The 22,297-nt window shown below is 67.2% G+C and carries 19 protein-coding genes and 1 tRNA gene; 1 reads left to right on the top strand and 19 read right to left on the bottom strand.

Annotated features, from left to right (window positions below; all coding sequences use genetic code 11):
• Nucleotides 1–25: 25 nt before the first annotated feature.
• The 6 genes from ACNR9O_RS12555 to ACNR9O_RS12530 form a co-directional block, all read right to left on the bottom strand.
• A complete protein-coding gene (locus ACNR9O_RS12555) occupies nt 26–1,060 on the bottom strand; it encodes a quinone-dependent dihydroorotate dehydrogenase (RefSeq protein WP_473680025.1) in 1,035 nt (344 codons plus the stop codon).
• A 2-nt stretch (nt 1,061–1,062) separates the two neighbouring features.
• Nucleotides 1,063–1,830, bottom strand: a complete 768-nt coding sequence (locus ACNR9O_RS12550; protein ID WP_473680027.1) for a class I SAM-dependent methyltransferase — start codon at nt 1,828–1,830, stop codon at nt 1,063–1,065.
• Nucleotides 1,831–1,835: 5 nt separating this feature from the next.
• Nucleotides 1,836–2,609, bottom strand: a complete 774-nt coding sequence (locus ACNR9O_RS12545; protein ID WP_473680029.1) for an SDR family NAD(P)-dependent oxidoreductase — start codon at nt 2,607–2,609, stop codon at nt 1,836–1,838.
• A gap of 70 nt (nt 2,610–2,679) precedes the next feature.
• Nucleotides 2,680–4,215 carry an L-piperidine-6-carboxylate dehydrogenase gene (amaB, locus tag ACNR9O_RS12540; protein ID WP_473680031.1) on the bottom strand — a complete coding sequence of 512 codons (1,536 nt, stop codon included), beginning with the start codon at nt 4,213–4,215 and terminating at the stop codon, nt 2,680–2,682.
• Nucleotides 4,216–4,473: 258 nt separating this feature from the next.
• Nucleotides 4,474–4,550 (bottom strand) — tRNA-Arg (locus ACNR9O_RS12535).
• Between the two features lie 94 nt (nt 4,551–4,644).
• Nucleotides 4,645–5,070 carry a hypothetical protein gene (locus ACNR9O_RS12530; protein WP_473680033.1) on the bottom strand — a complete coding sequence of 142 codons (426 nt, stop codon included), beginning with the start codon at nt 5,068–5,070 and terminating at the stop codon, nt 4,645–4,647.
• A gap of 234 nt (nt 5,071–5,304) precedes the next feature.
• Here ACNR9O_RS12530 and ACNR9O_RS12525 point away from each other — a divergent pair, with 234 nt between their 5' ends.
• A complete protein-coding gene (locus tag ACNR9O_RS12525; RefSeq protein WP_473680035.1) occupies nt 5,305–7,788 on the top strand; it encodes a membrane-bound PQQ-dependent dehydrogenase, glucose/quinate/shikimate family in 2,484 nt (827 codons plus the stop codon).
• Between the two features lie 68 nt (nt 7,789–7,856).
• Here ACNR9O_RS12525 and ACNR9O_RS12520 read toward each other — a convergent pair whose 3' ends face one another.
• The 13 genes from ACNR9O_RS12520 to phnG all read right to left on the bottom strand — a co-directional run bounded on the left by ACNR9O_RS12520 (nt 7,857) and on the right by phnG (nt 22,185).
• Nucleotides 7,857–9,272, bottom strand: a complete 1,416-nt coding sequence (locus tag ACNR9O_RS12520) for a hypothetical protein (RefSeq protein WP_473680037.1) — start codon at nt 9,270–9,272, stop codon at nt 7,857–7,859.
• A gap of 220 nt (nt 9,273–9,492) precedes the next feature.
• Nucleotides 9,493–11,745 (bottom strand): TonB-dependent receptor, encoded by a 2,253-nt coding sequence (locus ACNR9O_RS12515; RefSeq protein ID WP_473680039.1) that lies wholly within the window; start codon nt 11,743–11,745, stop codon nt 9,493–9,495.
• Nucleotides 11,746–11,973: 228 nt separating this feature from the next.
• Nucleotides 11,974–13,608, bottom strand: coding sequence for a PepSY-associated TM helix domain-containing protein (locus tag ACNR9O_RS12510; RefSeq protein ID WP_473680041.1), 1,635 nt, complete (start codon nt 13,606–13,608; stop codon nt 11,974–11,976).
• A 9-nt stretch (nt 13,609–13,617) separates the two neighbouring features.
• Entirely contained in the window at nt 13,618–13,878 is a 261-nt protein-coding gene (locus ACNR9O_RS12505; RefSeq protein ID WP_473680043.1) for a hypothetical protein, read from the bottom strand.
• Complete coding sequence (locus ACNR9O_RS12500; RefSeq protein WP_473680045.1) at nt 13,875–14,150, bottom strand: hypothetical protein; 276 nt, start codon at nt 14,148–14,150, stop codon at nt 13,875–13,877. Before ACNR9O_RS12500 ends, ACNR9O_RS12505 begins: the two co-directional genes overlap by 4 nt.
• Before the next feature lie 3 nt (nt 14,151–14,153).
• Nucleotides 14,154–16,346: a TonB-dependent siderophore receptor gene (locus ACNR9O_RS12495; RefSeq protein WP_473680047.1), complete on the bottom strand. Its 2,193-nt coding sequence runs from the start codon at nt 16,344–16,346 to the stop codon at nt 14,154–14,156.
• A gap of 237 nt (nt 16,347–16,583) precedes the next feature.
• Entirely contained in the window at nt 16,584–17,726 is a 1,143-nt protein-coding gene (locus ACNR9O_RS12490) for an alpha-D-ribose 1-methylphosphonate 5-triphosphate diphosphatase (RefSeq protein WP_473680049.1), read from the bottom strand.
• A gap of 11 nt (nt 17,727–17,737) precedes the next feature.
• The gene (gene phnL, locus ACNR9O_RS12485) at nt 17,738–18,457 is read right to left on the bottom strand and encodes a phosphonate C-P lyase system protein PhnL (RefSeq protein WP_473680051.1); all 720 of its coding nucleotides are present in this window, start codon (nt 18,455–18,457) and stop codon (nt 17,738–17,740) included.
• Complete coding sequence (phnK, locus tag ACNR9O_RS12480) at nt 18,454–19,224, bottom strand: phosphonate C-P lyase system protein PhnK (RefSeq protein ID WP_473680053.1); 771 nt, start codon at nt 19,222–19,224, stop codon at nt 18,454–18,456. Before phnK ends, phnL begins: the two co-directional genes overlap by 4 nt.
• The gene (locus ACNR9O_RS12475; RefSeq protein ID WP_473680055.1) at nt 19,221–20,087 is read right to left on the bottom strand and encodes an alpha-D-ribose 1-methylphosphonate 5-phosphate C-P-lyase PhnJ; all 867 of its coding nucleotides are present in this window, start codon (nt 20,085–20,087) and stop codon (nt 19,221–19,223) included. The genes phnK and ACNR9O_RS12475 overlap by 4 nt, the downstream gene beginning before the upstream one ends.
• On the bottom strand, nt 20,084–21,163 hold the full coding sequence (locus ACNR9O_RS12470) for a carbon-phosphorus lyase complex subunit (protein WP_473680057.1): 1,080 nt from the start codon (nt 21,161–21,163) through the stop codon (nt 20,084–20,086). Before ACNR9O_RS12470 ends, ACNR9O_RS12475 begins: the two co-directional genes overlap by 4 nt.
• Complete coding sequence (gene phnH / locus ACNR9O_RS12465; RefSeq protein ID WP_473680059.1) at nt 21,164–21,742, bottom strand: phosphonate C-P lyase system protein PhnH; 579 nt, start codon at nt 21,740–21,742, stop codon at nt 21,164–21,166.
• Nucleotides 21,739–22,185, bottom strand: coding sequence for a phosphonate C-P lyase system protein PhnG (gene phnG / locus ACNR9O_RS12460; protein ID WP_473680061.1), 447 nt, complete (start codon nt 22,183–22,185; stop codon nt 21,739–21,741). The genes phnH and phnG overlap by 4 nt, the downstream gene beginning before the upstream one ends.
• Between the last annotated feature and the right edge of the window lie 112 nt (nt 22,186–22,297).

Here is a 22,297-nt window from a genome sequence, read left to right as displayed (position 1 = left end):
GCGCTGGGGCGGCAGCGCGTGCGTATCAGCTGGCATCGAAGCCTCCGCGGCGGCGGATTTCTTCCACGCACTCGGCGATCAGTTCGGGCCCGCGATACACCATGCCCGAATAGATCTGCACCAAGGCGGCGCCGGCGTCCATCTTCCCGGCGGCATCGCCGCCGTCGAGAATGCCGCCCACGCCGACGATGGGGATGCGTCCGCCCAGCCGCCGGTGCATGCCGCGCAGCACCTCGGTGGAGCGCGCATACAGCGGCCGGCCGGAGAGGCCGCCGGTTTCATTGCCATGCGGATCGCTGGCGACGGCCGCGTGGTCGATGGTGGTGTTGGTGCAGATCAGGCCGTCCACGCCGGTGCCCAGCAGCACGTCGGCGATGCCGTCCAGTTCCGCCTCCGAGAGGTCGGGCGCGATCTTCAACAGCATCGGCTTGCGCGCGCCGGCCTGCGAACCCAGGCGCTCCTGCGCTTCGCGCAAGGTCTCGATGAAGCGGCGCAGCGTGGCTTCTTCCTGCAGATCGCGCAGGCCTTGCGTGTTCGGCGAGGAGATGTTCACCGTCACGTAGGTGGCATGCGGATAGACCTTCTCCAGGCAGAAGAGGTAGTCGTCCACCGCTTTTTCGTTTGGCGTGTCCTTGTTCTTGCCGATGTTGATGCCGAGCACGCCGCGATAGGCCGAGCGCTGCACGTTGCGCACCAGCGCATCCACGCCGTCGTTGTTGAAGCCCAGGCGATTGATTACCGCTTCGTGCCGGGGCAGGCGGAACATGCGCGGCTTGTCGTTGCCCGGCTGCGGGCGCGGCGTGGTGGTGCCGACCTCGACGAAGCCGAAGCCCAGCGCGCCGAGCGCATCCAGGTGATCGGCATTCTTGTCCAGGCCCGCCGCCAGTCCCACCGGGTTGGGAAAGCGAATGCCGAACACGGTGACCGGCAGCTCCGCCGGCGGCTTGGCTACCAGGTGCAGGAAGTTGCTGCGATGAGCCACATCCAGGCCATACAGGGTGGCGCGATGGGCCTGTTCGGCGTCCAGCGCGAACATCAAAGGTCGAAGGTAGCGGTACATACTCAGCCTGGGTGACCCACGTAGACGCGGGTGTCGTAATCGAAACTGATCTTGCCGTTCACGGCGGTCGCGTCGAACAGTTCGCGCAATGCCTGCAGCATCGGTTCGTGCATGGGGTGACCCTCCTTCGGCGCGTAGGAGGAGGACATCAGGCGGCCGCGCAGGCTGTCGAAATCCAGCAGCTGGCGATGTTCGAAGCTGCCGGTGCCGCGATAGCCGTCGCCGAACCAGGCGCGCATGCGCGGCTCGTCGGCGTAGCGTTCGGCCACGCTGGTGTAGTCGGTGCCATAGCGCTGCAGCAGCGCTTCATAACCTTCCAGGAACGGTGCGCCGGTAAGGCGGCGGCTGTTCCAGTAGATCGCGGCCAGGCCATGGGGGCGCAGGATGCGCGCGAATTCGTGGCGCGTCGCGCCCTCGTCGAACCAGTGGAACGCCTGCGCTACCGACACCAGGTCCACGCTGTGCGCGGCCAGGCCGGTCTTGTCGGCGCGGCCGTCGAGAGCGCGAAAATGTTTGTCCATGCCCAGCCATTTTTCGGCGGCACCGCGCATCGCGGCATTGGGCTCCACCGCGATCACGCGGTAATCGGCGTCCAGGAACAATTTGCTGGAGATGCCGGTGCCGGCGCCGACGTCGGCGACCAGCCACTTGGGCGTGACGCCATGTTCCCGCTCCAGCCACTGCAGCATGGCTTTGGGATAGTCGGGGCGGTAGCGGACGTAATCCTCGACGCGGTTGCTGAAACGTTCCGTGCTCTGCAAGTCGGCCATGGCTCTCATCCCGTGAGGTTTTGCCCGCCGTCGACGCACAGCGTCTGGCCGGTGATCCAGCCGGCCCACGGCGAAGCGAGAAACAGCGCGGCGTGCGCGATGTCCTCCGGTGCGCCGAAGCGGCCGAAGGGGATCCTGGCGAGCGTGGCCTGGTAAAACTCCGGCTCTTCGCGCCGGCGGCGGTCCCACAGCCCGTCGGCGAAATCGACCGAGCCCGGCGCGATCGCGTTCACGCGGATGCGGTGCTCGGCCAGGGCCAGCGCCTGCGACGTGGTGTACTGGCTGAGCGCGGCCTTCACCGCGGCGTAGGGCGCGTTGCGGGCGCGCGGATGGAACGCGGCGATCGAGCTGGTGTGCAGGATGCTGGCGTGCGGGGAGGCCTTGAGGTGCGGCAGGGCGAAGCGCGAGGCGCGCACGGCCGCCATCAGGTCGATGCGGAAGCCGGCCTCCCAGCCGTCGTCGTCATCGGCGAAGCCATAACCGCTGGCGTTATTGATCAGAACGTCGATGCCGCCCAGCGTATCGGCGGCATCGGCGATGTAGCGTTCGATCGCGCCCGGGTCGCCGAGGTCGCAACTTTCCGCATGCGCTACCGTGCCAAGCGCGGCGATCGCTTCGCGCGTCTCGCGCAGCGCCTGCTCGCCGCGTGCGCAGATCGACACCGCCGCGCCGGCTTCGGCGAAGGCCAGTGCCATGCCTCGGCCGATGCCCTTGCTGCCGCCGGCGATCACGACGCGGTAGCTGTCGAGCGCGAAACTGGGGCGAGCGGGCAGGGACATGCGAAGAGCCGTTTCCTCGGATGAAGTCGTGCGTTGGAGGCGCCCGGCATGCACCGGGCGCCTGTCCGTCTTACAGGTCGAACTTGATGCCCTGGGCCAGCGGCAGCGCGTCCGAGTAGTTGCTGGTGTTGGTCTGGCGGCGCATGTAGACCTTCCACGCGTCCGAGCCGGACTCGCGGCCACCGCCGGTTTCCTTCTCGCCGCCGAAGGCGCCGCCGATCTCCGCGCCGGAGGTGCCGATGTTGACGTTGGCGATGCCGCAGTCCGAACCGGCCGCGGACAGATACTGCTCCGCCGCCCTCAGGTCGCGCGTGAAGATCGCCGACGAAAGGCCCTGTGGCACGTCGTTCTGCAGCTCGATGGCTTCGTCCAGGGTCTTGAACGGCATCACGTAGAGGATCGGCGCGAAGGTCTCGGTCTGCACGACATCGTCGCTGTTCTGCACGCCGCTGACGATGGTCGGCAGCACGAAATTGCCCTTGCGGTCGGTGAGTGCGGCGCCGCCGGTGAGCACCTTGCCGCCCGCGGCCTTGGCCTTCTCGACCGCGCCCAGGTAGGCCTGCACGGCATCCTGGCTGTTGAGCGGACCCATCAGCGTATGGGGCAGGGTCGGATCGCCGATCTTGCCTTCCACCTGCTTGTAGGCGGCGACCAGCTTGTCGGTGACTTCGCCGATGATCGACTCGTGCACGAACAGGCGGCGCGTCGTGGTGCAGCGCTGGCCGGCGGTGCCGACCGCGCCGAACACGATGGCCGGAATGGCGAGCTTAAGGTCTGCGCTCTGATCCACGATGATCGCGTTGTTGCCACCCAGTTCCAGCAGCGAGCGGCCCATGCGCTGCGCCACGCGCTCGCCGACCAGCCGGCCGACCTTGGTCGAGCCGGTGAAGCTGATCAGCGGAATGCGCTTGTCGTCGACGAAGCCCTGCGACAGATCGGTGCCGGCATCATTGAACAGGAAGAAGATGTCCGGGAAGCCGCCGGCCTTCAGCGCCTCGTTGCAGATCTTCATGGTGGCGATGGCCGACAGCGGGGTCTTCGGCGAGGGCTTCCAGATGCAGATATCGCCGCAGATCGCGGCGAGGAAGGCGTTCCACGCCCACACCGCCACCGGGAAATTGAACGCGCTGATGATGCCGACCAGGCCCAGCGGGTGGTACTGCTCGTACATGCGGTGGCCGGGGCGCTCCGAATGCATGGTGTAGCCATAGAGCATGCGGCTCTGGCCCACCGCGAAGTCGGCGATGTCGATCATCTCCTGCACTTCGCCGTCGCCTTCGGGCTTGATCTTGCCCATCTCCAGCGCGACCAGCGAACCGAGCGCGTCCTTGTGCTTGCGCAGCGCTTCGCCGCACAGGCGCACGGCTTCGCCGCGGCGCGGGGCCGGGGTGGTGCGCCAGGTCTTGAACGCTTCCTGGGCGCGCTTGACGATGATTTCGTAGTCGGCGGCGCTGGAGGCATGCACGCTGCCGATCACGTCGCCGGTAGCGGGATTGACCGGCTGCAGCGTGCCGGCGTCGGTGGTGCGCGACCACTCGCCCTGGCCGAGATAGGTGCCGGAATGCTCCGCGCCGATGCCGAGCGCCTTGAGGATTTCGTGGGACATGCGTGCTCCTGGACCGTGGCGCCTCGCGGCGCGGTGGGGACATGGTGGAAAAGCGCGATTCTAGCAGGCGCGTCCTGGCAGGCGCGTCCGGGTCCCTCGCTCCTGGCAGCGAATGATGCGCCGCGCCATGGCGCGGCGGGTAGCGCAAATGCTCGAACGGTGTGGGAAAGATATTCGAACGCGATGTCGAAGGGGCGATGCACGGGAGCGCGGCGTCGGGAAACAAGAAGGGCACGCCTGAGCGTGCCCTTGAAAGAATGGTGCCCCCGATACGATTCGAACGTACGACCTTCCCCTTAGGAGGGGGACGCTCTATCCAACTGAGCTACGGGGGCAACGGGCGGGAAGTATAGAGGAACAGCCGCGCGGGCGAAAAAAACGGCTGGGCGGGCAGGCGGCGACCCGCCGTCGTCGCCCCGGCGCGAGCGTTCAATCGTTCTCGTGGCGCTGCAGGACGGCGAGCAGGCTGGGGCAATGCATCTCCCGGAACGCGGCTTCACGGTTCGCGGCCTGCGCCTCGCGCCAACCCTGTTCGGCCTCCTGCCGGCCGCGTTCCACCGCCGCGGTGAGTGTGGGGTCTTCGCGTAAATGGCGCTGCGTGCGTCCTTCCATCGGTCCGTAGGTTTCCGGAGCGATCGCGCAGACGTTGCGGGCGAGATACGAGGACAGGCCGCGGCCGATCATGGCCTCTTCGAGGTCCTTGCGCGCCTGGGCTTCGTACGCCAGGCGCAGGTCGCGGTCGGGTTCGGCAAGTTCGCTGCTGCGCAGCGCGAACCAGACCAGCAACGCCACGCCGATCACGGAGACGCCGAGCGCGATCCAGCGCCAGGCCGGTTTGCCGGATTTGCCAACCATCCTTAGTCCTTGAGTCATCCATGGCCCGGGGCCGTGGCCGGCCAGACTAAGCGGACGCCGCGACCGGCGCCAGTCGTGTGTTGCGACAACGGATCGACAGGGCATGCGTTCAGCCGCAGGCGGCCACAGTCGGCCCGCTGGCGGGCGTCCGCCGGCGTCACGAAACCCCTACGGCGAGTCGTCAACCATGTCCTGGCTGATTCGCCCGTTTCCATACGCGACGCAAGGACAATCATGGATACGAGGTCTCGACCGGCCGTTTCGCAGTGGATCACCACGGCTGTTTTTATGTTGCTGGGGCTGGCCCTGCTTGCTGGTGGTGCATGGCTGCTCGCACTGGGCGGCTCGCCGTACTACGTCCTGGCCGGTGCGGCGCTGGTCGCCACCGGCTGGTTGGCATGGCGGGGCCGGCGGCTGGCACTTGGACTGCACGCTTTGCTGCTGCTTGCCACGCTGTTGTGGGCCATCTACGAGGTGCGTCTGGACTGGTGGCAACTGGTGCCGCGCGTGGCGGTGTGGTTTGCGCTGGCGCTGTGGCTGCTGATCCCCTGGGTCTCGCGCCGGCTGGCGGTGGAGCCCCGGCCGGCGCTGCGCTGGGCGGCGGGCACGCTGCCGCTGTGGGTGGCGGTGGGTGCGAGCCTGGCGGTGGGCGTGGCGGCGTACTTCAGGGATAACGACACGCTGGCTGGTGAAGTACCGCAAGCGAGCATGGCGGCGCCGGCCGCGCCCGATGCCACCGGCACGCCGCCGAACGACTGGATCGCCTACGGGCGCACGGGTTACGGCGACCGCCATGCACCGGCCACGCAGATCACGCCGGCCAACGTCGCGCAGCTGAAAGTGGCATGGACCTTCCACACCGGCGACTTCAAGGGCGCGGGCGATCCCACCGAGATCGCCAACGAAGTCACGCCGTTGAAAGCCAACGGCCTACTGTACCTGTGCACGCCGCACAACATCGTGATCGCGCTGGATCCGGATACGGGGCAGGAACGCTGGCGCTTCGATCCGAAGATCAACCGCGACGCCAAGGGCTATCAGCACATGATCTGCCGCGGCGTGGCTTACCACGACTCCGGCGCCTATGCCGCGCAGACCGCGGCCGACGGTGGTGCCATGGCGGCACCCGCAGCCCCGCCACCCACGCCCAAGGGCGCGGTGGCGGCGGAGGCGATTCACTTCGACAGCTGCCCGCGCCGCATCTTCGCGCCCACCGCGGACGCCACCATCGTGGCGCTCAACGCGGACAACGGCCAACCCTGCACGGATTTCGGCGACCACGGCGCGATCGGCCTGTACCAGGGCATGTCGATGACGCAGCGCGGCTATCTCAATCCCACGTCACCGCCGACGGTGACGCGCAACGTGCTGATCGTATCGGCCAGCGTCACCGACAACGAATCCACGCACGAACCCTCCGGCGTGATCCGCGGCTACGACATCACTACCGGCAAGCTGCTGTGGAACTGGGACTCGGCCGAACCGGACCGCACCGAGCCGCTGGAACCGGGCCAGTACTACAAGCACAACTCGCCCAATGCGTGGAGCGTGTCCAGCGTCGACGAGAAGCTGGGCCTGGTCTATCTGCCGATGGGCAACCAGACGCCGGACATGTGGGGCGGCGAGCGCTATCCGCAGGGCGAACGCTTCAGCAGCGCGATCGTGGCGCTGGAGATCGCCACCGGTAAGTTGCGCTGGGTATACCAGACCGTGCACCACGATCTGTGGGACATGGATATCGGCGGGCAGCCCACCCTGGTGGATATCGACACGCCCAGCGGCAAGGTGCCGGCGCTGATCGCCTCCACCAAGCGCGGCGACATCTATGTACTGGACCGCCGCGACGGCAAGCCGATCGTGGCCGCGCCGGAACGGCCGGTTCCACAGGGCGCGGCGGCGGGCGACCACACGGCGCCCACGCAACCGTTCTCTGCGCTGAGCTTCACGCCGGACCGCCCGCTGCGCGAAGCCGACATGTGGGGCACCAATCCCTATGACCAGCTCGTCTGCCGCATCAAGTTCAAACGGCTGCGCTACGACGGCATCTTCACTCCGCCATCGGAACAAGGCTCGCTCGTGTATCCGGGCAACTACGGCGTGTTCGACTGGGGCGGCGTCACCGTCGATCCCGCGCGGCAGCTGCTGCTGGGCAATCCGAACTACATGGCTTTCGTGTCCAAGCTGTTCAGCCGCGACAAGGAGGAGTCGAAGAACGCCAAGGGCTCGACGGGCAGCGAGCATGGCCTGCAACCGATGAAAGGCACGCCGTTCGCGGTGGAGCTGCTGCCGCTGCTGTCGCCGCTGGGCATTCCGTGCCAGGCGCCGCCGTGGGGCTACGTCGCCGCGGTGGACCTCAAGACCATGCGCAAAGTGTGGATGCACCGGAACGGCACAGTGGTAGATAACGCGCCGCTGCCGATCCCGCTTCCGCTGGGCGTGCCCAGCCTGGGCGGCATGATCACCACTGGCGGCGGCGTCGCCTTCATGAGCGCCACGCTGGACGATTACCTGCGTGCGTACGACGTGCGCGACGGCAAGAAGCTGTGGGAGGCGCGCCTGCCCGCGGGCGGGCAGGCGACGCCGATGAGCTACGTATCCGACAAGACCGGTCGGCAGTACGTGGTGATCATGGCGGGTGGGCATGGTTCGCTGGGGACCAGGCTGGGCGACGCATTGATTGCGTACGCGTTGCCCGAGGGCGAGAAGAAGCCGCAGTGATTCGGCGCTTCACTCCCTCTCCCTGTCGGGGAGAGGGAGTGGATGGGGGATGGACAGGTGCCGTGCCGTTACAACACCCGCAGGAACGACACCAGGTCCTGCTTCTCCTGATCGTTCAACTTCGTGCCTAGCACCAGGTTGAAGTACTCCACCGTGTCGTCCAGCGTCAGCAGCCGCCCGTCGTGCAGATACGGTGGCGTGTCCTTGATCCCGCGCAGCGGGAAGGTCTTTATCGGTCCGTCCGCGCTGGCCATCATGCCGTTGATCATGCGCGGCTTGTAGAAACGCTCGGCCTGAAGGTTATGCATGGTGTTGTCGGTGTAGTAGGGCGACGCGTGGCAGCTGCTGCATTGCCCTTTGCCGAAGAACACCGCCTGGCCGCGCAGCTCCTGCTCCGTGGCTTTGGCCGGGTCGAGCTTGCCGTCCCAGCCGAGCTTGGGCGCGGGCGGGAAATCGAGGATCTCCTGGAACTCCGCCATGAAATGCACCTGACTGCCGCGCTCGAGGATATTCACGCCTTTCTTGGTCGCGATCACCGGATCGCCATCGAAGTACGCGGCGCGCTGCTCGAACTCGGTGAAGTCCTCCACGGTCTTCAAGGCGCGTTGCGAACCGAACAGCCGCTGGATGTTCACGCCGCGCAACGCGGGCGTTTCGATGCGATGGCGAAATTCCTGCGGACGGATATCGCCCACCAGGTGCGTGGCTCCATTGGTGCTGCCGTTGGCATGGCAGTCGAAGCAGGCGACGCCGAGGCTGGGCCTGGCCGAGCGTCGATCGCCGGTGGCGTTGAATTGCTGCTGCGGGAACGGCGTCAGCAGCAGGCGCAGGCCTTCGAGCTGTTTGGGATTCAAGATGCCGTTGAACAGCTCGTAGTAGTTGTCCAGCGTCACCAGCTTGCCCTTGGAGACATCGCCCAGGTCAGGCCGCGTGGTGAGGAAGATACCTTGCGGGAACTCCGGCAGGATGTGGTCCGGCAAATCGAAGTCCAGATCGAAGCGCGTGAGGTCGCGATTGTCCTGCTGCTTGACCCGCTCGATCTCGAAATGCGGAAACACCATGCCGCCTTCGGGATGATTGGGATGAGGCAGCGGCAGAAAGCCCGATGGGAACAGATCCTTGTTCTTGATCTCATCCGGCGACATCTCCGCCAGCTGCTGCCAGCTGGTGCCGGATCGGAGCTTCACGCGCACGCCTTCCTGCACCGGCTTGCCGCGCGACATGGTCACGCCCTTGGCTGGCCGATCGGCGAGGTCGTAGCGTTCCTGCAGCAGGTTCTTCTGCCGCTGCATGATGCCGGGCTTGGCCTGGGACATGCGCTGCATGGTGGTGGCGAAGTCCGGCTCGATCACCGGCATGTAGCTGCTCGGCGGCGGCTTGCGGGAAGCATCGGTCTGCCAGGCCAGCACCGATCCGGAGACGACGAGCGTGATGGCGATCGCCAACGCCGCTCGCCGTCCGTGCTTTGCGGTTGCGCGTTTCATAAGACCCTCCCTAAGGTTGTGTGCCAGGCGGCCGAGCGCGTCCCCTTTGTCGTGATGACCGCCAAGGGCGAGCCTATGCCTCGCGGAGGGCCTTGAATAATTGATTGATCGGATCGGATCGATCAGTGATGTCTATGCGCGTGAAGTGCATGTGCAGCGCACGTCTTGACGCGATGAAACGCAGTAGAGATCGCGACGATCCGTCCGTGCTTCCGCTCGTTCAGAAGCTCATGTCCACCGAAAGAAAACCTTGCCGCGGCGCGCCGACCAGCAAGCTCTGGAAGGTGCCGGTCGGATCGCTGTTGGTGAACCCGTTGCTGTCGATGGTGGCAATGTATTTCTTGTTGAGCAGGTTGCTGACGTTGAGCGAAACCTTGAGGTTCTTGGCAAAGCCCACCTGCTTGCGCTCCCACGACAGGCCGGTGTCCCACAGCCAGAAGCCGGCAATGCGCTGGTCGTTGACGAAGGTGTAGTAGCGCGGCCCGGTGTACTTGGCACCCAGCGTGGCGCGGAAATCGCCGAAGCGATACTGCAGTTCGCTGGCGAACATCTTTTTGGGCGAATCGACGACCGTCTTGCCCTTGGCCGGCACCGGCACGCCGCCATCGAGATAATCGTCCTTGTACGTCGAATCGTTGTATGTGGCCGAGTTGAACCAGCGCAGCGCATCGATCGGCTGCCACACGAAGGTGAACTCCGCGCCCTTGGCATTGACCTTGCCCACGTTGGCGATCTGATTGGGGCAGCTCACCACGCCTGCGCAGGGCACGATCACCAGCAGGCGGTTCTTGAAGTCGATGTTGTACAGCGCCAGCGAACCCTGGATGGTGTGATCGACGTAGCGCACGCCCAGCTCGCTGTTGCTGGAACGCTCGGGGCGCAGGGTGTTCTTCAGGCTGTCGAAAGTCTTCTGGTCCGAGGACCACGCGCCGTTGGCGCCGGGCTCGAACGCGTTCTGGTTCATCGAGAACGAGGCAAAGCCTTCCCAGCCGCCGCCGAATTTGTAGTTGGCGCCCACCTGCGGCAGGAAATCGCTTTCGGCTTTCAGCGAGCCGCTGGCGCGGCCGGGCAGCAGGGCCATGGCATGGGTGGTGACGTTGTGGCCCTTGAAGCCGGCATCGATGCGCAGCGTGTCGTCCAGCGCCGACCAGGTGTCCTGCAGGTACCACTGGCGCGTCAGTGTCATGAAGCGCTGGCGAAACTTGGCGTGGTAATACGTATCGTAGATCTCCCGCTGGCTGATCGGGCCGGACAGCGGGTTGGGTTCGAAACTGCGCGCGATGGTGTAGTGGCTGTTCTCGAACCAGAAGCCGCCTTCGAGATGGTGTTCGCCGAGATCGTACGACAGCGCGTTGACCATGCCGCCGCGCGTCATCAGGTAATGCGACAGGCGCAGCGCGATCGGTGCGTCGCCCGGGGCTGGCGTGTAGGGCAGGTCGGAGGCGGGCGCATACCAATGGCCCTGGCCCAGATCGTGGTGGTAGTAAGGCTGCACGTTGAGGGTGAGGCGATCGTTGAGAAAGAACTCGCCTTTTAGCGACACGATCTCGTCCTGGCGGATGCCGTTGCCGTTGTAGTAAGTGTCGTCCGCGCTTTGCACGCAGCCGCTGTACTTGCCATTGGCGATGTCGACCGAGCGCTGCCAGTCCGGCGCCAGGTAATCGAACTTGTAGCCGCAGCGCTTGAGCGTATCCAGCGAAAGATCCAGATAGGCCTGCTCGACGCGGCGAGTGACGTCGAGCAGACCGGTGATGCGGCCGCCCTGCCACGCGTAGATGCCCTTGGCGTTGAGCTGGCGCTGGGTTTGCGCATCGTCGCCTTTCCACTTGGGCGCATCCACATACATGCCGGACAAATAGCCGCTGAAGCCGCCGAGGTTGCCGGTGTCGCCGCGCACGTAGCCGCGCTTGAAACCGTACGAGCCGTAGGTCGCGTTGACGCGCGCGCCGGGTTGCGCGCCCGGGTTGTCGGTATACAGCTGCACCGTGCCGCCGAGGTTGCTGGTGGACGCGGTGCCGAGCGCGCCCGAGCCTTGCGCCAGCTCCAGTTCGGCCAGGTTCTCGCTGATCCAGGCGCGCGCCACGCTGAGGCCGTCGCCGGTGTGGTAATCGGCATTGCCCATCGGGATGCCATCCAGCGTGTAGCCGAGCTGGGTATGGTTGAAGCCGCGCAGGCTGATGCGCGACGACCACTCGTCGGTGCCGAACGGCTCGTTGGACACGAAATGCACGCCCGGCAGTTTCTCCAGCATCTGGATCGCGCTGGTGCCCGGTACGGCCTGATCGATCTGCGCCTTGTCGATCTGCTGCACCTGGCGCGTCGCGTTCTGGCCGACGACCGAGATGGCTTCCAGCACCTTGGCGTCTTTCTCCGCCGGGGCGTTGGCAGCGGGCGGGAGATCGTCGGCGGCGTGCGCCAGCAGCGGGAGCGCGGCGAGCAGCGCCAGGCAGAGCGGGGTACGGGACGGCTTCATGGGCGGCAGGACCTTGGGCGGATGGGTGGGCGTCGCGCCACCGGTGCACCGGTAGCGGCGCGCATCTTGGCCAAGGGTGGTTGCGTCCTGCCTGCGTGGAAGCGACAGGCGGGAGAACTTGTCTAGACATCATGCTTTCTCCCTCTCCCCCCGGGAGAAGGCTGGGATGAGGGGCCCTGCGGAGCGGCGAAGCGTAAGCCTCGATGCATGCTTCGTTTCGTCGGTCTTTTACGGCGAGCCCCGGCCCCTCATCCGGTTGCCGCCATCTTCTCCCCGGAGGAGAGAAGGGATGCCAGATGTAGCGGCGGTCGTATCCGACCACACGCTATTCGTATCGCCACTGCGCGCCCGCTTCCAGCTCGCCCGCGCGAGCCATGCGAAGCCGAGGCCCAGCGCGATGCCGGTGAGATCGACGCCGAGCACCGCAAGCGATTGCGGTGTCCAAGGCATGCCCCACGCGTCTGCGTTGCGCACCAGATCGGCGATCGCCACCGCCACGTAGGCGACGCCGGTTGCCGCCAGCAGCTCGACCGCCGCCCTGGCCACCGGGCGCAGGCACGCATAGGCGGCGGCGAGCGCGATGGCGCCATAGCAGGCCGCTTGCTGCGGCAAGGCGGTATCCGCACCCAGGCTTTGCGCGACCGCCGTCGCCGCGAACGCCGCGGCGATGCCCAGGCAGGTGCCGATGCATACGCCGAGGGTGGCGCGCGCCATGACCCGCGTCTTGCGCGGCTGCGCCGCATGGCGGCGCTTGCGGCGCGATTCGATCCACAGCAGGTTGCCGGAATAGAACAGGAACGCGCCGCCCAGCCCGAGCAGGAAATACAGCCACTGCACCGTGCGTCCGCCGAAATTGCCGAAATGCAGGGCATAGATCGACGAATTGACCAGGCCGTTGTTGCTGTGGGTAGCGCCGACATGCTTCTCCAGCACCGCACCGGTGGCGCCGTTGAGCGCGATGGTGCCGTAGGTGCCCAGCGTGCGTTCGGAGATGCCGCGCACCTGCACCAGCGCGTTCGCGTCGCCGTAGTGATCGACGTGCATATAGTCCGGTTCGAAGGTCGAGACGCCGGTCGCCAGCGCCGCGGCGCGCGCACGTGCGATCAGTTCGTCGGCCGACAGCATCGGCGCCGCCTCGCCGCTGGCCTGCACGGTGGGCGCGGTGCTGATGGCCTTGGCGAAGGCGTCGCCCAGCTTGCCGTCGAAGGCGATCAGGTTGAGCGCGGCGAACAACGGTACGAACAGGCACATCAGTGCGCCCGTCACCGCGAAGATGATGTGGAAGGGCAGGCTCAGCACGCCGATGGCGTTGTGTGCGTCCTGCCACAGCCGCTTGAGGTTGCGCCCCGGCCGTAGCGCGAACAGATCGCCGAGCAGCTGAGGCAGGTGGATCAGCAGGCCGGACACCAGCGCGAGGCCGTAGATCACACTGACGACGCCCATGAAGTAGAGGCCCACCACGGGAATGCCCAGCGAATCGTGCAGCGCATACACGAAGTCCGCGAGGTTGCCGCGCGTGGCGCCGCCGTCGTCGGTGGGACGGTCTAGCCGGTCGGCGGTGGCGAAATGTTCCTCGCCGTCGTTCCAGTACGCATAGGGGCCCTGCGACGTGCCGCGGGGCGCCAGCACGATGCCGAAGTCCTTGCCTGCACCCGGATGGGCCGCGAGCAGGCGGTCGATCATGGTCTGCACGGAGACGTCGCGTGCCGGCGCGCTGCGCCACGGCGGGCTCTGCCACAGCGCGATGTCGTGGTGGAACACAGTCAGCGCGCCGGCATAGAAGGCGATGAACAGCGCGAAGCCGGCGAGCAGGCCGGCCCACGTATGCACGGTCTGGAAGGTACGAATGGTGGAGGATTTCATCTCGGTGCCTCAGCTGCCGGCCAGATGGCGCGACAGCCACAGCAGCGCGAACACGGCGCCATTGGCCGCGCCAAGCGCCAGCCAGGCGCGCCGGCCGTCGCGGAACATATAGCTGCCCGCCATCACGCCCACCCACAGCGGGAAGAACAGCAGCAGCACGGGAATCAGCCAGTCCTGCCCGTGGCCGGGCAGCCAGAACAGGCACAGCGCGAGCAGCATGGCGCTCAGCGGAAAGCCCAGCAGCGTGCCGGCGAAGCAGCGCGCGATCATGGACGCTTCTCCTTGGTCGCGTACTCCTTGCCCGCGTACCAGGCCGCGTAAGGCAGGCCCACCCAGCCGAGCATCAGCGTAGTTAGCGTGGCGAACAGCCCCGCGCCCGGGCCCAGCAGGTCGACCCATGCCCCTGCACCGCTCGCCCCGAACGCCAGCGCCGCCAGTCGTGCCCAGGCTGGCAGTGGCGCAGGGCGCAGCCGCTGATGCGGGCTGGCGAGGTAGAGCAGCGACGCGCTGGCGAAGCAAAGCAGGAGGGCGATGGGCAGCATGCTTCAGAACCGGTAGGTCACGTTCAACTGCCAATTAGTGGGCGCGCCGTAATAGCCCTGCGCCCAATACAGACTGGCGACGTATTTGCGGTTGGTGAGGTTGTCCACATTGAGCGTGGCGCTCCACGACGGGTCGAAGTCGTAGCGTGCCATCACACCCAGCAGCGCGTAGCTGCCCTGCGTGGTGAAGATCTCGCGCCCCTGCATATCCAGCGCGAGCTGGTCGCGCACGATGCGGTCCTGCCAGCGCAGCGAGCCGCCGATCTTCAGGCCGGGAATCCATGGCAACCGATACGTGGTGTTGAGGCGCACGATGCGACGTGGCACATAGGTGCGCACATTGCTGCCCCGGTCATCCTCGATGCCCAGCTGGGTGATGCCGGCGCTGGCCTCCCAGTTCGGCGTGAGGCTGCCGGCCAGATCGAATTCGTAGCCGGTGGAGGTGGCGTTGATGCCGCGGTAATAGCTCTGTCCGGTGGAGGGATTGATGCCCACCGATTCGGCGTAGTGATTCTGGCGCGAGCGGAACACGGCGAACGAAGCGTTGACGCGGTCGTCCATCCAGGCGCCCTTGATGCCGGCCTCGAGGTTGTCGCCGGTGACCGGGTCCAGCACGCGGTTGTGGATATCCACTTCCGTCTGCGGGTTGAACAGCTTGGCGTAGCTGGCATACAGCGAGTAGTGGGCGCCAAGGTCGTACACCGCGCCGACGAAGGGCGTGGTCTTGGTCTTTTCGTAGGCGTGCGGTACGCCATAGTTCTGGCCGGTGCTGCGGATATGAGTCAGCGTGGCGCCGGTGATCAGCTTCAGCGAATCGGCCAGGTTCCAGCGCGCCGTGGCGTAGGCGCTGCGCCGGCGCACGTGGAATTGCGCACTGTTGTAGTAGGCGTCGAAGGCCGGCTTGGGATAGTGGCCGTTCCAATCCCACAGTGGCGGCAGCGCCGTGCCGATGTCGGCGGAATAGCCGGAGAGCTGATCCACGTCGCTCTTGCCTGCGTTAACGCCAAGCACCAGTTCATGCTCGCGTCCGCCGAGCGAGAACGGGCCGCTGGCATACACGTCGGCGTAGTACTGCTTCTCGGTGCTGTCGTACTTCGACGGATAGCTGAAAAGACCCAGGCCGGTCGCCGCGTCCGGTGTGCCGTAGACGTAGAACAGTTCGCTCGCGCCGACCAGGCGGCGATAGTTGAGCGCGGCCTTCACGCTCCAGCCGTTGGCGAAATCGTGCGAGAGCGTGAGATAGGACTGCGTATTGCTCATGTCCCAGCGCGACCAGTCGGCGGCGGTACTGGTCGAGCGCGCGTAGTGCGTCGGCGTGCCGTCGGTGTTGTACAGCGGCAACGCGCCCCACATCGGGCTCTCCGGCGAATTCTTCTGCCAGGTGATGCCGGCCGACAGCAGGGTGTGGGCGCCGAGGTCCGCCTCCAGCATGCCGGCGGCGATCTTCTTGTGCATCGAATAGCGATCGAGATAGCTGTCGGTCTGCTGGTCGGCCAGGACGACCCGGCCGCGCACGCTCCTGGACGCATTGAGCGCGCCGGACAGGTCGCCGTCCAGGCGGCGGTTGTTCCAGCTGCCCACGGTGGCGCCCACGCTGCCTTGCAGGTCGGCGGTGGGGCGCTTGCGCACGAAGTTGATCGTGGCCGAGGGATTGCCGGTGAACGACAGGAGGCCGTTGGCGCCGCGCAGTACTTCGATGTGGTCGTAGATGGCAGTGTCGATATCGCCTTCCTGGCCGCCGTTGGCGAACGGCATGCCCAGGCCGTCGGTAAGGAAGTTGGTGATGTCGAAGCCGCGCGCGCCGTAATAGGTGCGGTCCGTCTCGATCTTCTCGACGTTGATGCCGGTGGTGCGGCCGAGCACGTCGTTGATGCTGTTCATCCCGAAGTCGTCCATCTGCGCGCGCGTGACCACGCTGACCGACTGCGGCGTTTCGCGCAGCGACAGCGGCAGGCGCGTGGCGCCGCTCGCAGCGGGCACGCTGTAGCCGTGATCGTCGATCGTGGCGGTGGCGCTGACGCCTTCCAGGGTGGTGACGCGGCGCGGGTTCTTGGCATCGCTGTCGGTGTCCGTCGGCGGCTGCTCGATCGCGGGCGCCGGTGCGGCGAATGCCAGCAGACAGGCGAGAGCGAGCGCACTGCGCCGTAGATCGGCACAGCGATGGAACAGGGAAAGAGCAGGGGAATGGCCGGCCACGGAAGCGTCCTCGGGTGCGGGCCGCCACGAGGGCGACACCGTCAGTTAGGAAGGAGCGGCTGGGTCGGCGGTGCGACTTGGCTTGCTGCGGAGTGCGACTCTGTAAATGATAATGATTCTTATGTGTTGGCGGCAAGCGGCTCGCTCACTCCTGCCTGCGCGGCTTTGAAGAAGGCATCTGCGTCTGTGCACCCCAGCCCTCTCCCCGCAGGGGAGAGGGAGAAGGTCGGCGGTGCTTCAAAACGCCTGGGTACCGGCCACCCATACGTTGCGCACGATCGGCAGCCCGTCCAGCGCGCGCATCCGCACCAGGTCCGCGCGGAGGCCTGCGCGCAGTTCGCCGCGGTCGCCGAAGCCCAGCGCGCTGGCCGGATTGGCCGATACCGTGGCCATCGCGCGCGGCATCGACCAGCCTGCCTGCGTGTGCAAAAGGAAGGCACCGTGCAACAGGCTGGCGGGCACGTAATCGGACGACAGCATGTCCAGGCGGCCGGTCTCGGCCAGCGCGAGCGCGGCGACGTTGCCCGAATGAGAACCGCCGCGCACCACGTTCGGCGCGCCCATCACCGTAGCCAGGCCCAGCCGGTGGGCGGCGTCGGCGGCTTCCTGCGTGGTGGGAAATTCGCTGATGCGCACGCCGATGCGGTGCGCATGCTCGACCTGCGCCGTGTCGGTATCGTCGTGACTGGCGAGGATCACGTCGTGCCCTTTGGCAAGATCGAGCACCGCCTGCTCGTGCCGCGCGCTATACGCAGCCTGTTGCTCGGTGCGCCTGCGCACGACGTCGGCGAACTCTTCCTCGGTCCAGGTCATGCGGTTCTTGCTGTAGTACTTGCGGTACTGCCCGATGTCGCGGTATTGGCGCTGGCCGGGCGTGTGGTCCATCAGCGACAGCAGCCGCACGCTGCGGTGGCGCATCAGTGGTTGCAGCGCTTCGAGCAGGTGTGGATAGGCCAGCTCGCAGCGCAGGTGGATCCAGTGGTCGGCGCGCAGCGCGCCGCTGGCCTGGCCGGCGAGAATGGCGTCGTAGGTACCGCGCAGTGTTTCGATGCGCACGCTTTCTTCTTCGAGATCGCCCACCGAGAGCGCATCGAACACGGTGGTGATGCCGGCCGCGACGACCTGTGCGTCGTGCGTGAGCACGGCCGGTAGCGAAGGCCACAGCACGCCGGCGCGCGGCATCAGGTGCTTTTCCAGGTTGTCGGTGTGCAGTTCGATCAGGCCGGGGATGACGTAGTCGCCTTCGCAGTCGATCGCGCCGGGCGCCTGCGTCGGGCCTTCGTCGATCAGGCGGATGAAACCGTTGCGCGCGATCAGCGTGCCGTGCAGCACGCGGTCGCCGAGGACGAGGTTGGCGTTGGTGAGTACCAGGTCGGTCATGGGCGTGTCGGTCAGTTCGGCGCCAGCGGGCGCATGGGGAAAAGACGGGTGGCGACGCGGTCGCGCATGTCTTCGTCGTGGAAGATGCCCAGGATGGCGGCGCCGGCGCCACGGGCTTCTTCCAGCAGAGCGGCGACCACCTCGCGGTTGGCGGCGTCGAGCGAGGCGGTGGGTTCGTCCAGCAGCAGGAGCGGGCGCGGCACGATCAGGCCGCGCGCGATGTTCACGCGCTGCTGCTCGCCGCCGGAAAACGTGCCAGGTGGCAGCGACCACAGGCGCGCCGGTACGTTGAGCCGCCGCAGCAGCGCGCCGGCGCGCTCGCGCGCATCGTCCGCCGCGATGCCGGCCGCGAGCAGCGGTTCGGCCACGATGTCCAGCGCCGGCACGCGCGGGATCACGCGCAGGAACTGACTGACGTAGCCCAGCGTGCGGCGCCGCACCGCCAGCACCTCGTGCGGCGTGGCGGCGGCGAGGTCCAGCCACGCACCGTCGTGACGCACACGCACGGCGCCGCGGCTGGCTCGGTAGTTGGCGTAGATCACCCGCAGCAGCGAACTCTTGCCGGCACCGGAGGGGCCGGCCAGCGCGACGCATTCGCCGGCGTGCAGGGTGAGGTCCATCGCGTCGAGCACGTCCAGCCGTGTGCCGTGCTGCTGGTGCAGCTCGAAGAACTTGGCCAGCCCGCGCAATTCGAGCATGGCCGGCGGAGAGGGCATGGCGGTCGCGCTCATGTGGTCAGCACCGAGGAAACGAGCAGTTGGGTGTACGGATGTTGCGGGTCGTCCAGGATCTGGTCGGTGAGCCCGCTTTCCACCACGCGGCCGCGCTGCATGACCAGCGTGCGGGCGGCCAGCAGGCGAGCTACCGCGAGATCGTGCGTGACCATCACGGCGGCCAGGTCCAGCTCGGTCACCAGGCGGCGCAGCAGATCGAGAATGCGCGCCTGCACCGAGACATCCAGCCCGGCCGTGGGCTCGTCCATGAACACCAGCCGCGGCCGCGTCACCAGCGTGCGGGCAATCTGCAGGCGCTGCTGCATGCCGCCGGAGAACGACGACGGCGGATCGTCGATGCGTGCCGGATCGATCTCCACCCGCTCCAGCCATGCGCGTGCGGTGGCGCGCAGCTGGCCGTAGTTGCGTTCGCCCAGCGCCATCAGGCGCTCGGCTACGTTGGCGCCGGCGCTCACCTCCAGGCGCAGGCCATCGCGCGGGTTCTGCGTGACGAAGCCCCATTCCTCGCGCGCCAGCCGGCGCCGGGTCGCTTCGTCCAGTGAATCCAGCGCGAGCCAGCGGTCGTCACGCTGGCGGTAGCGCAGGCTGCCCGCATCCGGCGCGAGCCGGCCGGCGATGGCGTTGAGCAAGGTCGACTTGCCGGAACCGGACTCGCCGACGATGCACAACAGCTCGCCCGGATGCAGGTCGAAGCTCACCTCGGCGCAACCGATGCGGTGGCCATAGTGGCGGCTCAGGTCGCGGATCTGCAGCAAGGCGCTCATGCGGCAGCCTCCGTCGCTTCGTCCACGACGGGCGATGCGTCGCGTCGCTGGCCGCAATAGTCGGTATCCGAGCACACGAACAAGCGCGTGCCGCGGTCATCTACGACCACTTCGTCGAGATAGCTTTCGCCGGAGCCGCATAACGCGCACACCTGTTCCCAGCGCTGGATCTCGAACGGATGATCGTCGAGGGCCAGGCTTTCCACGCGGGTGTAGGGCGGGATCGCATACAGGCGCTTCTCGCGTCCGGCGCCGAACAGCATCAGCGCCGGCGAGCCGTCCAGTTTCGGATTGTCGAATTTCGGAATGGGCGAGGGCGAAGCGAGATAGCGGCCATCGACCAGCACCGGGTAGTCGTAGCTGGTGGCGATATGCCCATAGCGGGCGATGTCTTCGTACAGCTTCACATGCATCAATCCGTAGTCGGCCAGCGCATGCAGGGTGCGCGTCTCGGCTTCGCGCGGCTCCAGGGTGCGCAGCGGTTCGGGCTCGGGCACCTGGAAGACCAGCAGCTGATCCTCGCGCAGCGGTGTTTCAGGAATACGGTGGCGGGTCTGGATGACCGTGGCCTCGGCGGTGCGCTCGGTGGTGGCCACGCCGGCCACGCGTGCGAAGAAGCGGCGGATGTTCACCGCGTTGGTGGTGTCGTCCGCGCCCTGGTCGATCACCTTGAGCACGTCGTCCGGGCCGAGCAGGGCGGCGGTGAGCTGGATGCCGCCGGTACCCCAGCCATAGGGCAGCGGCATTTCACGGCTGCCGAACGGTACCTGGTAGCCCGGGATCGCCACAGCCTTGAGCAAACCGCGGCGCAGCATGCGCTTGGTGTTCTCGTCCAGGAAGGCGAAGTTGCAGTCGGCGCTCATGCGTTTTCCTCCGTGCCGGCGTGTTTGGCCTGCGCCGCCAGTGTGCGCAGCAGCGACAGCTCGGCCTGGAAGTCCACGTAGTGCGGCAGCTTCAGGTGCTGTACGAAGCCGGAGGCTTCCACGTTGTCGGTATGCGACAGCACGAATTCCTGGTCCTGCGCCGGCGCCTGCGCGGTTTCGCCGAGCTCGCCGCAGCGCAGCGCACGGTCCACCAGCGCCATGGCCATGGCCTTGCGCTCGCCTTCGCCCATCGCCAGGCCGTAGCCGCGCGTGAACTGCGGCGGGGCGCCGTTGCCGCCGTGGAACTGGTTGATCATCTGGCATTCGGTCAGGGTCATCTCGCCGATTGCGATCGGAAAACCGAGCTCTTCCGGGCAGATCACCACATCGACCTCGCCCATGCGGATCTCGCCCGCGAACGGGTGGCTTTCCGCGTAGCCGCGCTGGGTGGAATAGGCCAGGCCGAGCAGGAAGCCTTCATCGCCGCGCGCGAGGTTCTGCAAGCGCGTGGCGCGGTCGGCGGGAAACATCAGCGGATCGCGGGTGAGGTCGGCCGGCTCCGGGTCATCGCCGGGCGCGCTGCGTTCGATCAGCGCTTCGGCGTCGAGCAGGTCGAGTACGCGCGGCATGTCGTCGGGCAATGCGTGGTCGGCCGGCGGGCATGGGGTGATGGCCTCGTCGCCGAACTCGAGCAGGCGTTGCGTGTAGTCGTAGGTCGGGCCCAGCACCTGGCCGCCGGGGATGTCCTTGAACGTGCCGGAGACGCGCCGGCGCACGCGCATCGCCGCCGTATCCAGGGGCTCGGTATAGCCAAAGCGCGGCAGAGTGGTGCGATAGGCGCGCAGCAGGAAGATCGCCTCCTGCAGGTCGCCCGCGGCCTGGCGGATCGCCAGCGCGGCTAGCTCCTCATCGTAGAGCGAGCCTTCCTGCATCACCCGCGCCACGGCCAGGCGCAATTGCTGGCGGATCTGCGCCAGTTCCAGCGCCGCCACGGCCGGGTCGCCCCGGCGCGCTTCGGCCAGCAGTTCCAGCGAGCGGGCGATGGCCCGTTCGCCGCCTTTCACGGCTACGTACATTCAGTCCTCCAGCACTCGGGTGGTGCGCGGCAGCGCCAGCACCTGCCGGGCTGCGACGAAGAAGCAATCCAGGCCCAGCGGCAACCGCGCGGCGAGCGCGGCGCGTTCGGTCCAAAAGCGGTCCGGTAGGCCCTCGATCGCGCAGCGCGCGGTGTCGCGGATGCCCGGCCCGGCGAAGCGAGGGCCGTGGCCGGGGCGGAGTTTTTCGACCTGGACGATCAGCGTGGTGGACCGGTCCGGATACCTCGGGTCGCCCAGCGCGAAGGCATCCAGCGGCGGCATCGCGTGCGCGTCGGTGACCAGTGCGAAGTCGGCCGCGACCGGCGCGTCCGTCAACGGCACGCCGGCATGGAAGCGCAGATGCCGGGCCAGCGCCGGGTCGGGCGTTTGCAGCCATAGCGGTGTCGCTTGGTCGCACAGCGTCAGCAGCACGGCCATCGCCTCGGGTGTGGCCGGCGCTGGCGCGGGCGGCAGCGCGAGCAGGGCGCGCGGTGCACCGGGGCGCGCCATGGCCTGCAGCAGTTCGCGGAAGTTGCGCTGACTGTCGAAAACCGGATCGGCGAAGGCGGCGAGCATCATTCCCCCCGCACCACGGTGAAGAACTCGACCTTGCTCGCCGCGGCCTTGCGGCTGGCGTCGTCGCGTCGCGCCTGGCGCCAGGCACGCAGCGGCGCCAGCACCTGCGCTTCGAGCTGCGGCCGGCGCGCCTCGTCCTGCAGCCAGGCATCGGCGCAGGCGGCCAGTTCGGCATGGCGCAGATGGCCGCCGCGCACCCAGGCGTGGCCGACGTGCGCGCCGATCTGCACGCTGCAGCGGGTCACGCTGGCCTCGCCCAGGTTGAAGCGTGCGCCGCTGCCGCCGATGCGTCCGCGCAGCATGTACAGACCGGTCTGCGCCGGGCGCAGCCAGGTCGCGTCGGCAGGCGGCGCGAAGGGCGCCATGGCTTGGGCCAGTTCGGCCGGTTCGGCTTGCGCCAGCAGCGACATCCACTGCGCGCGCGCCAGGTGGCTGGAGGTGTCCATGTCCGTTCCCGGGTTTGTCACAAAGGTCTAGTTATCTAGACAGGGCGGGGCATGGCGCCCCTTCCCGTCGAGGCGACATTGCAGCAGTGCCGCGTGCCGCCTCCATGACGGG

The organism is Dyella sp. CR10 (genome assembly GCF_055814425.1).
Note: the sequence above shows the minus strand (reverse complement) of the source record. Positions and strands in the feature narration are given on the sequence as shown.